The sequence below is a fragment of the Streptomyces sp. NPDC002888 genome, from assembly GCF_042888465.1.
Classification (GTDB): Bacteria; Actinomycetota; Actinomycetes; order Streptomycetales; family Streptomycetaceae; genus Streptomyces.
This window is the reverse complement of sequence record NZ_JBIAPU010000002.1, coordinates 537265-549073: the sequence shown is the minus strand read 5'-3', so window position 1 is coordinate 549073 and position 11809 is coordinate 537265. Positions and strand designations below refer to the sequence as shown.

At 70.3% G+C, this 11809-nt stretch carries 12 protein-coding genes; 6 read left to right on the top strand and 6 right to left on the bottom strand.

Going from position 1 to position 11809, the window contains the following annotated elements; genetic code table 11:
* Positions 1–193 precede the first annotated feature (193 nt).
* The 5 genes from folP (at position 194) to ACFYWX_RS05470 (ending at position 3500) form a co-directional block, all read left to right on the top strand.
* Positions 194–1072 carry a dihydropteroate synthase gene (gene folP, locus ACFYWX_RS05490; protein ID WP_389422628.1) on the top strand — a complete coding sequence of 293 codons (879 nt, stop codon included), beginning with the start codon at positions 194–196 and terminating at the stop codon, positions 1070–1072.
* Positions 1069–1572 (top strand): nuclear transport factor 2 family protein, encoded by a 504-nt coding sequence (locus ACFYWX_RS05485; RefSeq protein ID WP_389422627.1) that lies wholly within the window; start codon positions 1069–1071, stop codon positions 1570–1572. Before folP ends, ACFYWX_RS05485 begins: the two co-directional genes overlap by 4 nt.
* Positions 1573–1824: 252 nt before the next feature.
* Positions 1825–2184, top strand: a complete 360-nt coding sequence (folB, locus tag ACFYWX_RS05480) for a dihydroneopterin aldolase (protein WP_043502922.1) — start codon at positions 1825–1827, stop codon at positions 2182–2184.
* On the top strand, positions 2181–2792 hold the full coding sequence (gene folK, locus ACFYWX_RS05475) for a 2-amino-4-hydroxy-6-hydroxymethyldihydropteridine diphosphokinase (protein WP_389422626.1): 612 nt from the start codon (positions 2181–2183) through the stop codon (positions 2790–2792). Before folB ends, folK begins: the two co-directional genes overlap by 4 nt.
* Before the next feature lie 222 nt (positions 2793–3014).
* Complete coding sequence (locus ACFYWX_RS05470; protein ID WP_389422625.1) at positions 3015–3500, top strand: DUF3180 domain-containing protein; 486 nt, start codon at positions 3015–3017, stop codon at positions 3498–3500.
* A gap of 19 nt (positions 3501–3519) precedes the next feature.
* Here ACFYWX_RS05470 and folE read toward each other — a convergent pair whose 3' ends face one another.
* The 6 genes from folE to dacB form a co-directional block, all read right to left on the bottom strand.
* Positions 3520–4125 (bottom strand): GTP cyclohydrolase I FolE, encoded by a 606-nt coding sequence (folE, locus tag ACFYWX_RS05465; RefSeq protein WP_389422624.1) that lies wholly within the window; start codon positions 4123–4125, stop codon positions 3520–3522.
* 141 nt (positions 4126–4266) lie between these two features.
* The gene (ftsH, locus tag ACFYWX_RS05460) at positions 4267–6306 is read right to left on the bottom strand and encodes an ATP-dependent zinc metalloprotease FtsH (RefSeq protein WP_389422623.1); all 2040 of its coding nucleotides are present in this window, start codon (positions 6304–6306) and stop codon (positions 4267–4269) included.
* Between the two features lie 176 nt (positions 6307–6482).
* Positions 6483–7043: a hypoxanthine phosphoribosyltransferase gene (hpt, locus tag ACFYWX_RS05455; RefSeq protein ID WP_389422655.1), complete on the bottom strand. Its 561-nt coding sequence runs from the start codon at positions 7041–7043 to the stop codon at positions 6483–6485.
* 72 nt (positions 7044–7115) lie between these two features.
* Positions 7116–8135: a tRNA lysidine(34) synthetase TilS gene (gene tilS / locus ACFYWX_RS05450; RefSeq protein WP_389422622.1), complete on the bottom strand. Its 1020-nt coding sequence runs from the start codon at positions 8133–8135 to the stop codon at positions 7116–7118.
* A gap of 193 nt (positions 8136–8328) precedes the next feature.
* Positions 8329–9462 (bottom strand): zinc-dependent metalloprotease, encoded by a 1134-nt coding sequence (locus ACFYWX_RS05445; protein WP_389422621.1) that lies wholly within the window; start codon positions 9460–9462, stop codon positions 8329–8331.
* A gap of 93 nt (positions 9463–9555) precedes the next feature.
* Positions 9556–11160, bottom strand: a complete 1605-nt coding sequence (gene dacB / locus ACFYWX_RS05440; protein ID WP_389422620.1) for a D-alanyl-D-alanine carboxypeptidase/D-alanyl-D-alanine-endopeptidase — start codon at positions 11158–11160, stop codon at positions 9556–9558.
* 79 nt (positions 11161–11239) lie between these two features.
* On the opposite strand from dacB, the gene ACFYWX_RS05435 reads away from it, so the two are divergent.
* Positions 11240–11731: an inorganic diphosphatase gene (locus ACFYWX_RS05435; protein WP_389422619.1), complete on the top strand. Its 492-nt coding sequence runs from the start codon at positions 11240–11242 to the stop codon at positions 11729–11731.
* Positions 11732–11809: the final 78 nt, after the last annotated feature.

Genomic DNA, 11809 nt, shown 5'->3' with positions numbered 1-11809 from the left:
TCGCCGCCATGCAGGCCGAAGGCTTCGTCAACCTCGCCCTCCCCATGCCACGCTTCCTGCGCCGCCGCACCACCACCCCACGCGCATGCGCCCACGGCCTGGCGGAAAGAGACGTCCGCGCGGCATGACGCGGAGGTCCGGGCGCTGCGGGCCGCGCGACGTCGCGGCCCCTTGCTGGGCCTACGCTGAACGTATGAGCAAGCAGAGCGGACGCGGGCACGTCGCGGGCCTTCCGGAGTGGGACCGCTGCGCGGTCATGGGAGTCGTGAACGTCACCCCCGATTCCTTCTCCGACGGCGGCCGCTGGTTCGACACGACGGCCGCCGTCAAGCACGGCCTCGAACTCGTCACCGAGGGCGCGGACCTCGTCGACGTCGGCGGCGAGTCCACCCGCCCCGGCGCCACCCGCGTCGACGAGGACGAGGAACTGCGACGCGTCGTCCCCGTGGTCCGCGGCCTGGCCTCAGAAGGCGTCGTCGTCTCCGTCGACACGATGCGCGCCTCCGTCGCCGAGCGGGCCCTCGCCGCCGGCGCCGCCCTCGTCAACGACGTCAGCGGCGGGCTCGCCGACCCCGCGATGGTCCCCGTCGTCGCGGAGGCGGGCGCACCCTTCGTCGTGATGCACTGGCGCGGCTTTTTGGAGGGCGGCAACGTCAAGGGCGTGTACGACGACGTCGTCACCGAAGTCGTCGACGAACTGCGCGCACGCGTGGAGTCCGTTCTGGACGGCGGCGTCTCCCCCGAACGCATCGTCGTCGACCCCGGCCTCGGCTTCTCCAAGGAGGCCGAGCACGACCTGGTCCTTCTCGCCCACCTCGACCGGCTGCGCGCCCTGGGCCATCCCCTGCTGGTGGCCGCGTCCCGCAAGCGGTTCCTCGGCCGCGTCCTCGCCGGCCCGCAGGGCGCACCTCCGCCCGCGCGCGAGCGCGACGCCGCCACGGCCGCCGTCTCCGCGCTCGCCGCGCACGCCGGCGCGTGGGCGGTGCGCGTGCACGAGGTGCGCGCGACGGCGGACGCGGTGCGCGTCACGCGCGCGGTGGAAGGAGCGCGCCTGGGGGACGAGGCCCGGTGAGCGCCCCTCACACCGATGTCGAGCAGGTCGAAGCCGCCAACACCGCCTTCTACGAAGCGATGGAGCGGGGCGACTTCGAAGAGCTGTCCTCCCTCTGGCTCAGCCCCTCCGACCTGGGCGTCGACGAGGAGTACCACGATCCGGCGGACGTCGGCGTCATCTCCTGCGTGCACCCCGGCTGGCCCGTGCTCACCGGGCGGGGCGAGGTTCTCAGGTCGTACGCGCTGATCATGGCGAGCACCGACTACATCCAGTTCTTCCTCACCGACGTGCACGTCTCCGTCACCGGCGACACCGCCCTGGTGAACTGCACGGAGAACATCCTCAGCGGCGGCCCGGCGCCCGAGGGCGGCGAGGAGCTCGGCCCGCTCGTGGGCCAGCTGGTGGTCGCCACGAACGTGTTCCGTCGCACACCGGACGGCTGGAAGCTGTGGTCGCACCACGCCTCCCCGGTTCTGGCCGAAAACGACGAGTCGCAGGACGACGACACCCCCGCCTGACGGGGTAGGTACCTCACAGGGCGGGGTCAGGAAGTGGTTGGAATCACGGGCCCTGGGGTAGAAGCGGCTACCAACCCGTGAGCCGCCGGGTTCTCCAGGGGAAACACCCGATGAACCCCCGGTTTCCGGCACAGGGCCCGCGCCCCCGCGGCCGGGCCCTGTCAGTGTCCGCAGGTAGATTCGTTCGTGGCCGGGGTGCCTCCCGCACACGGTACGGACCGGCCGTCACCGACGATTGCAGGAGTGATTCGCGTGGATCGTGTCGCGCTGCGCGGCCTCAAGGCCCGTGGACACCACGGTGTGTTCCCCAAGGAGCGCGAAGAGGGCCAGACCTTCATCGTGGACCTCGTCCTCGGCCTGGACACCCGCCCGGCCGCGGCCGACGACGACCTGGCGAAGACCGTGCACTACGGCATCGTGGCGGAGGAGGTCGTGGCCGTCGTCGAGGGCGAGCCCGTCAACCTCATCGAGACGCTCGCCGAGCGCATCGCCCAGGCCTGTCTGAAGCACGAGGGGGTCCAGGAGGTCGAGGTCTGCGTCCACAAACCGGACGCCCCGATCACCGTCCCCTTCGACGACGTGACCGTCACCATCACCCGGAGCCGAGTATGACCGCGTCCTTCACCGAAGGTCACAGCGACCCGACCGTACAGCCGGTACCCGCCTCCGTCGTACAGCAGGTGGACGCCGCCGACACGACTCTCCACAACCCGAAACAGGCCGTGATCTCCCTCGGCTCCAACCTCGGCAACCGTCTGGAGACCCTCCAGGGGGCCGTCGACGCCCTGGAGGACACCCCGGGCGTGCGCATCAAGTTCGTCTCCCCCGTGTACGAGACGGAGCCGTGGGGCGTCGAGCCGGGCAGCCAGCCGTCGTACTTCAACGCGGTGATCGTCCTGAAGACCACCCTGCCCCCGTCCTCCCTCCTGGAGCGGGCGCACGCCGTCGAGGAGGCCTTCCACCGGGTCCGCGAGGAGCGCTGGGGCGCCCGCACCCTCGACGTGGACATCGTCGCGTACGCCGACGTGGTCTCCGACGACCCGCACCTCACGCTCCCCCACCCGCGCGCCCACGAACGCGCCTTCGTCCTCGCCCCCTGGCACGACGTGGATCCCGCTGCCCAGTTGCCCGGCCACGGACCGGTCGCCGCGCTCCTCGACACCGTCACCCGGGACGGTGTGGCCTCGCGCAAGGACCTGGAACTCCGGCTGCCCGAGTAGTCGTTAAGGTCTAGGGGGTGTCTTTTGGATCACCCCGGGTCCGCGACGCCTGGCACGGCACCTCGCCGCGTTGTCGCATCACCCGAGTACGCCCAGTACGCGGGTCATGCTCCGCCCTGCGATGCACCGCACCGGACGCCGCGGCCTGATCCGGCCTGATCCAAATGACACCCCCTGGACGGCAAGCGTCCGGGGGACCCGGCGGGAACTTGAAGGGACACCGTGAGAGAGCTGCGCATCCGGGTGCTGGTCGGCGTCTTCGTCGTCGCCGGAATCCTGTCCTGGGCGGGCGCCCGCCTCTGGAACTCGGTCGGGACCCTTCCCAGCGTCCCTCTGGCCGCCCCGATCGTCCTCGCCGTGATCGCCGTGATCCTGCTGGCGACGGCCCTCTCCCTGCGCGCCCGCCTGAAGGCCCAGCGCGAGCGCCGTCCCGAGGCGAAGGGCGTCGACCCCCTCATGGCGGCCCGCGCGGTCGTCTTCGGCCAGGCCAGCGCCCTGGTCGCCGCCCTCGTAGCCGGCATGTACGGGGGCACCGGCGTCTTCCTCCTGGAGTCCCTCGACATCCCCGCCCGCCGCGACCAGGCCATCTACGCGGGCTTCTCCGTCGTCGCCGGCATCGGAGTGATAGCGGCCGGCCTCTTCCTGGAGCGCGTCTGCAGGCTCCCGGAGGACGACGACAACAACACCGGGGCGGCGTCCGCGGCCTGACGGCCGCCCGGACGTCCCCCTAGCGAGCCAGTATCAGGCTCATCGCCTCGGAGCGGGTCGTGGCGTCCCGAAGCTGACCGCGCACCGCCGACGTCGTGGTCTTGGCGCCTGGCTTGCGGATCCCGCGCACCGACATGCACATGTGCTCGGCCTCGATGACGACGATCACACCCCGGGCCTCAAGGATCCGCATGAGGGAGTCGGCGATCTGCGTGGTGAGCCTTTCCTGCACCTGCAGGCGACGGGCGAACACCTCGACCAGCCGCGCGAGCTTCGACAGCCCCGTGATCTTGCCGGTCTCCGCCGGGATGTACCCGACATGGGCCACGCCGTGGAACGGCAGCATGTGGTGCTCGCAGAGGCTCACGATCTCGATGTCCTTCACCAGGACCATCTCGTCATGCCCGAGATCGAACGTGGTCGTCAGCACATCCTCGGGAACCTGCGTGAGCCCCGCCAGAAGCTCCCGGTACGCCCGCGCCACCCGCGCCGGCGTCTCCCTCAACCCCTCACGGTCCGGGTCCTCGCCGACCGCGATCAGGAGTTCGCGGACGGCGTTCTCGGCGCGCTTCTCGTCGAACTCGCCGATCGTGCCCTCGCCGTCGAGCGTCACGGGGTCGGTCATTGGTGCCTCGTTCCTGTGCGGGTCGCGCGTGCGGACCATGTGCCTCATCTGCGGGCATACGAAAATGCCGCGCCCCCCAGGTTAGAACCTGGGGGGCGCTGCCTTCATTCCGGGCCGGCCGAGGTCACGGGACCGGGAGCGTCAGCTCTCGGGGCGATCCTCCGGGGCCGACTCCGTCACCGGGGTCGGCTCCGTTGCCGTGGACTTGGCCGTGCTGATGGCCGGGGTCGCACCGTTGGACCCGTTCGTCAGCGCGAGCTCCTTGGGGGAGAGCACCGGCGGGCGGGTGGACGGCGTGCGCCGCGAGGAGCCCGTCCAAGCGGGCCGCGCCGGGCGCTTGACGATCTGGGCGAAGACCTCGGCGATCTCCTCCTTGCCGAGCGTCTCCTTCTCGAGGAGGGCCAGGACGAGGTTGTCGAGGACGTCGCGGTTCTCGACCAGGATCTCCCAGGCCTCGTTGTGCGCGTTCTCGATGAGCTTCTTGACCTCTTCGTCCACCAGCGCGGCGACCTCTTCCGAGTAGTCGCGCTGGTGAGCCATCTCACGTCCGAGGAAGGGCTCGGTGTTGTCGCCGCCGAACTTGATCGCACCCAGGCGCTCGGTCATGCCGTACTGCGTGACCATCGCACGGGCCGTGGTCGTGGCCTTCTCGATGTCGTTCGCCGCGCCCGTGGTCGGGTCGTGGAAAACGAGTTCCTCCGCCGCTCGGCCGCCCAGCATGTAGGCCAGCTGGTCCAGCATCTCGTTGCGGGTGGTGGAGTACTTGTCCTCGTCGGGGAGGACCATCGTGTAGCCGAGCGCGCGGCCTCTCGACAGGATCGTGATCTTGTGAACCGGGTCGGAGTTGGGAGATGCCGCCGCGACCAGGGCGTGACCGCCCTCGTGGTACGCGGTGATCTTCTTCTCCTTGTCCGACATGATCCTGGTCCGCTTCTGCGGACCGGCGACCACGCGGTCGATCGCCTCGTCGAGCATGTGGTTGTCGATGAGCTTCTTGTCGCTGCGAGCCGTGAGCAGCGCGGCCTCGTTGAGGACGTTGCTCAGGTCGGCACCGGTGAAGCCCGGCGTACGGCGGGCGACCGCCGTGAGGTCGACGTCCGGGGCGACCGGCTTGCCCTTCTGGTGGACCTTGAGGATCTCCAGACGGCCCTGCAGGTCCGGCGGGTCGACCGCGATCTGACGGTCGAACCGACCGGGGCGCAGCAGCGCCGGGTCAAGGATGTCCGGACGGTTCGTGGCGGCGATGAGAATCACACCGCCCTTGACGTCGAAGCCGTCCATCTCGACGAGCAGCTGGTTCAGCGTCTGCTCGCGCTCGTCGTGACCACCGCCGAGGCCGGCGCCGCGATGGCGGCCGACCGCGTCGATCTCGTCGACGAAGACGATCGCCGGGGCGTTCGCCTTGGCCTGCTCGAACAGGTCACGGACACGGGAGGCACCGACACCGACGAACATCTCGACGAAGTCGGAACCGGAGATCGAGTAGAAGGGGACCCCGGCCTCGCCGGCGACGGCACGCGCGAGGAGCGTCTTGCCGGTACCGGGACGGCCGTAGAGGAGCACGCCCTTGGGGATCTTGGCGCCGACGGCCTGGAACTTCGCCGGCTCCTGGAGGAACTCCTTGATCTCCTGGAGCTCCTCGACGGCCTCGTCACAGCCCGCGACGTCCGTGAACGTCGTCTTCGGGGTGTCCTTGGTGATGAGCTTCGCCTTGGACTTCCCGAAGTTCATGACCCGGGAGCCGCCGCCCTGCATCTGATTCATCAGGAACAGGAAGACGACCACGATGAGGACGAAGGGGAGCAGGGAGAGCAGGATCCCCACGAACGGGTTCTGCTTGGACGGCGAAACGGTGTAGCCGTCCGGGATCTGCTTGTCCTGGTACTTGGTCTGCAGCGTGTTGGCGATGGTCACGCCCTGGTCGCCGATGTAGCTCGCCTGAATCTTCGAGCTGCCGTCGACCTTTACGCCGTCCTTGAGCTCGACCTTGATGATCTGCTCGTCGCCGGTGGTCAGCTTGGCCTGTTCGACCTTGTTGTCATTGATCGCCTGGACGACCTGGCCGGTGTCCACCGTCTTGTAGCCGCCGGACGAGCCGACGACCTGCATCAACACGACCACGGCAAGGACGGCCAGCACGATCCACATGACCGGCCCACGGAAGTATCGCTTCACGTCCATCCATACGGAGCGGTGTCGCCCCGTCCCTCCTGCCATAGTGAGTTTGATAAGACAGTTCTTCTGACGGTACCCCAGCATTGTCGCCCGAAGCCGCACAGGACCGCTGGCATCCCGTCTCTGCATGCTCCAACGGCGCGAAACCCGCTGGGGTTCCCGATCGTCTTACGGAGTCGGCCTCAGCCGCCGTAGACGTGGGGCGCGAGCGTACCCACGAACGGGAGATTTCGGTACTTCTCCGCGTAGTCGAGACCGTAACCGACGACGAACTCGTTCGGGATGTCGAAGCCGACCCACTCGACGTCGATGGCGACCTTGGCGGCCTCGGGCTTGCGCAGCAGCGTGCACACCTTGAGCGAGGCGGGCTCGCGGGAGCCGAGGTTCGACAGCAGCCACGACAGCGTCAGACCGGAGTCGATGATGTCCTCGACGATGAGGACGTGCTTGCCCTTGATGTCGGTGTCGAGGTCCTTGAGGATCCGCACGACACCGGAGGACTGGGTGCCCGCACCGTACGAGGAAACGGCCATCCAGTCCATGGTGAGCGGGGTGGACAGCGCCCGGGCAAGGTCCGCCATGACCATCACCGCGCCCTTGAGGACGCCGACGATCAGCAGGTCCTTGTCCGCGTACTCCGCGTCGATCTTCGCGGCCAGCTCCGCCAGCTTCGCGTCGATCTCTTCCTTGGTGATGAGCACCTGCTTGAGGTCGGCACCCATGTCTTTCGCGTCCACCCGCATCACTTTCGGTCGTCCCACCGGCCGCCCGGACCGTCCGCGGCCCGCGTCTGCGGGCCGGTGGGAGGTCCGGTTTCAGCCTTGCCGAATCACCAGTCTGCCACCCTGCCGCTGTGCGACCACCTTGCCGGGGAGATTGATGGCCCCCTGACCGCGCCAGCCGGTGATCAGCCGGTCGACTTCCTCGATGTGCCGGGCGAACAGCGAACCAGCCGGGGCGCCCGCCTCGATGGCGGCGCGGCGCAGGATGCGGCGGCGCACGGCGGGCGGCAGGGCGTACAGCTTGGCGCACTCCAGGAGACCGGCGGCGTCCCGTACGGAGGTTTCGGCCTGGCGGGCCCAGGTGTCGAGGGCGTCGGCGTCGTCGCGGGAGAGTTGGGCCGTTCGGGCGAGGGCCTCGACGACGCCCTTGCCGAGCGCCTTCTCCAGGGCGGGCAGTCCCTCGTGGCGCAGCCGGGACCGGGTGTAGGCGGGGTCGGCGTTGTGCGGGTCGTCCCAGACGGGGAGGGACTGGACCATGCAGGCCTTGCGGGCGGTCTGCCGGTCGAGCTGGAGGAAGGGGCGCCGGTAACGGCCGCCGGCCCCCGAGACCGCGGCCATGCCGGACAGGGAGCGGATGCCGGAGCCGCGGGCCAGTCCGAGGAGGACGGTCTCGGCCTGGTCGTCGCGGGTGTGGCCGAGGAGGATCGCGGAGGCGCCGTGGCGTTCGGCTGCGGCGTCGAGGGCGGCGTAGCGGGCGTCACGGGCGGCGGCCTCGGGTCCGCCCGCGCGGCCGACGGTCACGGCGGTGGACTCGACCGGGTCGAGGCCGAGTTCGCGCAGGCGCAGGCCGACCTCCTCGGCGCGCAGATCGGAGCCGGGCTGAAGGCCGTGGTCGACGGTGACGCCGCCCGCGCGGATGCCGAGCCGCGGGGCTTCGAAGGCGAGGGCGGAGGCGAGCGCCATGGAGTCGGCGCCGCCGGAGCATGCCACGAGCACGAGCGGCTTCGGGGGGCGCTCGTGGAGGGTCGCTTCTGGGGTGGGCTCGGTGAGGAGGTCGTGGAGGACGCGGCGGACCGCCAGGCGTATCGCCGCGACCGCAGGATGGGGACCCATGTCCGGTTCCCTTCATGAAGTTTTCGGGGGGTGAGCCCGACGTCGGTCACTCAGAGTGTGTAGATGGTGACAGAAACGGGCGGTTCCCCGAGCATCGCACGCCTACGCACGGCTCACGGTCCCTCGGACGGGTGATTGGAGGGGCGTTCGCCTGCCGACGGCCGGATCGGGTTCACGACCTCTCCACGCCCTTTCACGACTCCGCCTTGCGGTGCACCCGCGCGACCCAGTCCGCCGGTTTGGCGATCTCCGCCTTGGTCGGGAGGGTGTTCGGAGAAGTCCACACACGGTTGAAGCCGTCCATGCCGACCTGGTCGACGACGGCCCGCACGAAGCGTTCGCCGTCGCGGTACTGCCTGAGCTTGGCGTCCAGGCCCAGCAGCTTGCGCAGGGCGAGGTCCAGGCGGGAGGCGCCCTTCGCGCGGCGCTGCTGGAACTTCTCGCGGATCTCCGCGACGGTCGGTACGACCTGGGGGCCGACCCCGTCCATCACGAAGTCGGCGTGGCCCTCCAGGAGGGACATCACGGCGGTGAGACGGGCGAGGATCTCGCGCTGGGCGGGTGTCTGCACCAGTTCCACGAACGAGTGACCGCCGTCGTCCTCCTCGGCCTCGGGGCGGCCCCCGGCGAGGGACTGGGCGGCCTCCCGGATGCGCTCCAGGACGGTCATGGGGTCGACGTCCGTCTCCCCGAGGAACGACTGGATTTCACCCTCAAGGTGGTCACGCAGCCAGGGCACCGCGGTGAACTGCGTGCGATGCGTCTCCTCGTGCAGGCACACCCACAGGCGGAAGTCGTGCGGGTCGACGTCGAGTTCGCGCTCCACGTGGACGACGTTGGGCGCGACGAGCAGCAGTCGGCCGCCGCCGCCCGCTCCGGCGGGGAGTTCACGCGTGGGCGGGGCGAAGGTCTCGTACTGGCCGAGGACGCGGGAGGCGAGGAAGGACAGCAGCATGCCGAGCTCCACGCCGGTGACCTTGCCGCCGACGGCGCCGAGGACCGCGCCGCCCGGGCTGTCGCCGCGCCGCTCCTGCATCTTCTCCAGCAACGGGCGGAGGATCTCCCGGAACCCGGCGACGTTCGCCTTGACCCAGCCGGCTCGGTCGACGACGAGGACGGGGGTGTCGTGGGTCTCCTCGGTGCCCATTCGGGTGAATCCGCGGACGTGTTGCTCGGAGGCCTTGGCGTGCCGACGCAGTTCCGCGACGACGGCGCGGGCCTCGTCGCGGCTCACCTCGGGGCCCGGCCTCACGAGCCGGGTCGCGGTCGCCACCGCGAGATTCCAGTCGACCATCCCGGAAGATGCGGCACCACCGATGCTCGTCATGCGTCAACGGTACGTGAGCGCTGCCGCTGGGGGCAGGGCACGGAGGTGGGCGGGGGTGAGCGTTCGTTTTGAGCGGTGCCCGGCCGACGGCAGTTACTTGCAGCCGCACGCCGCCAGTGCCGTCGCCGTGCGGTCAAGCGCCGACTGCGCAGCCGTCGGGTCCGTCGTGTTCGTTGCCAGGAAGGCGAAGGCCAGGAGGCGGCCGTCTCTGGTGACCACCGTTCCTGCCAGGGTGTTCACGCCCGTGAGGGTGCCTGTCTTGGCTCGTACGATGCCTGCCGCGCCCTCCGTGTAGCGGCTGGTCAGGGTGCCGGTGAAGCCTGCGACGGGGAGGCCGGTGAGGGCGGGGCGCAGGTCGGGGTGGTCCGGGTCGGCGGCCTTCGCGAGGAGGGATGTCAGGAGGTCCGCCGTGAGCCGGTCGGAGCGGTTGAGGCCGCTGCCGTCCTTGAAGGCGGTGCCGGACAGGGGCAGGCCGAGTTTCCTGAGCTGGGCGTCGATCGCCTTGCCGGCGCCGGCGAAGTCGGCGCGTTCGCCGGTGGCGACGGCGGTCTGGCGGGCGAGGGCCTCGGCGATGTCGTTGTCGCTGTTGGTCAGCATGCGTTCGACGACGGTGGACAGCGGGGGTGAGGAGACCGTGGCGAGTGTCTTCGCGCGGTTCGTCGCCTTGGAGGGGCCTGGGGCCGTGGTCTTGATGCCGTGGTCCTGGAGGAACGCCGCGAAGGCGCGGGTCGCCTCCGTGGCCGGGTCCTCCACGCGGGGTGCCGGTCCACGGGTCGAGTCGTCCGTGCGGGCCTCGTCGGCCATCAGGGCGGTGACGGGGGCGAGGTTGGGGTTGGCCCCGATGGGGTGGAGTCCGGGGCCGGCGTACAGGGTGGTGTCGTAGGAGAGCGTCACCTGTGCGATGCCGCGCTTCTGGAGGGCGGCGGCCGTTCTGTCCGCCAGCACACGCAGGCTCGCCCAGTTGTCGGGGTCCTTGCGGGCCGTCAGCGTGGGGTCGCCGCCGCCGACCAGGACGAGTTCCCTGGTGTCGGGCTCCAGGGCCGCGCGGGTGATGAGGCGGTGGTCGGCGCCCCTCGCGGAGAGGGCCGCGACGGCCGTGGCGATCTTCGTCGTCGAGGCGGGGGTGAGCGCGTCGTCGGCGCCTGCCCCGTACAGGCGTCTGCCGGTGGCCACGTCGACCACGGCGGCCGTGTGGCGGGTGCCGAGGGATCCGGAGTTCAGGAGGGGGTCCAGGACGGCGCCGAGGGGCTTCGCGTCCGGTGCCGACTTGGCGGCGCTCGTGGAGCCGCCGAGGGCCGTCAGGACCGACGCCGCACTGGGGGCGGGCTGCGGGGCTCCGGCCGCCGCCTCGGACCTGCCGGACGTACGACCGTGATCTGCGCCACCCGTGTGTCCCAGGGCGGCGGCCCGGTCCCGCTCGGCCGTACGCTGACCCGAGCCGTCCCAGGGACCGGCGGCGGTCACCACTGCGGCGGCCAGCGCCAGCCCGGCGGTGGCGGCACCCGCGGTGAACTGCCAGGTCTTGACGGTCTTCGGCGTCGTGATCCGCGCAAGCTGCGGTTTCGCGGCCCGCGTGAGCCGCGCGACCCGCGGCCCGGCGGCCGCGGCGGCCCGTGCGAGATGCGGTCGTACGGCGGTCACGACCCGCACCACGTGCGGTCTCGCGGCCCGCCAAGGCCTCAGCTCTGGCACGAACACCAGCCCCTTTCGCGATCACACACCTGCGTGAGGGACACTTAACCACCAGAACTATGTGTTGATCATGGAGGAGCCACCGGTGGAGTTCGACGTCACGATCGAGATCCCGAAGGGTTCGCGGAACAAGTACGAGGTGGACCACGAGACCGGTCGGATCCGCCTGGACCGTCGCCTCTTCACCTCGACCGCCTACCCGACCGACTACGGATTCGTCGAGAACACCCTCGGCGAGGACGGCGACCCGCTCGACGCGCTGGTCATCCTGGACGAGCCGACCTTCCCCGGTTGCCTCATCAAGTGCCGCGCGATCGGCATGTTCCGGATGACCGACGAGGCCGGCGGCGACGACAAGCTGCTGTGCGTCCCGGCGACGGACCCGCGTGTGGAGCACCTGCGTGACATCCACCACGTGTCCGAGTTCGACCGCCTGGAGATCCAGCACTTCTTCGAGGTCTACAAGGACCTGGAGCCCGGCAAGTCGGTCGAGGGCGCCGACTGGGTGGGCCGTACCGAGGCCGAGGCCGAGATCGAGAGGTCGTACAAGCGGTTCAAGGACGAGGGCGGCCACTGAGCCACCTGTCGTCCTTTGCCGTGAACCGGGTCGCACGCGCACGCGTGCGGCCCGTTCGCGCGTCAGTGCGTACGCGTG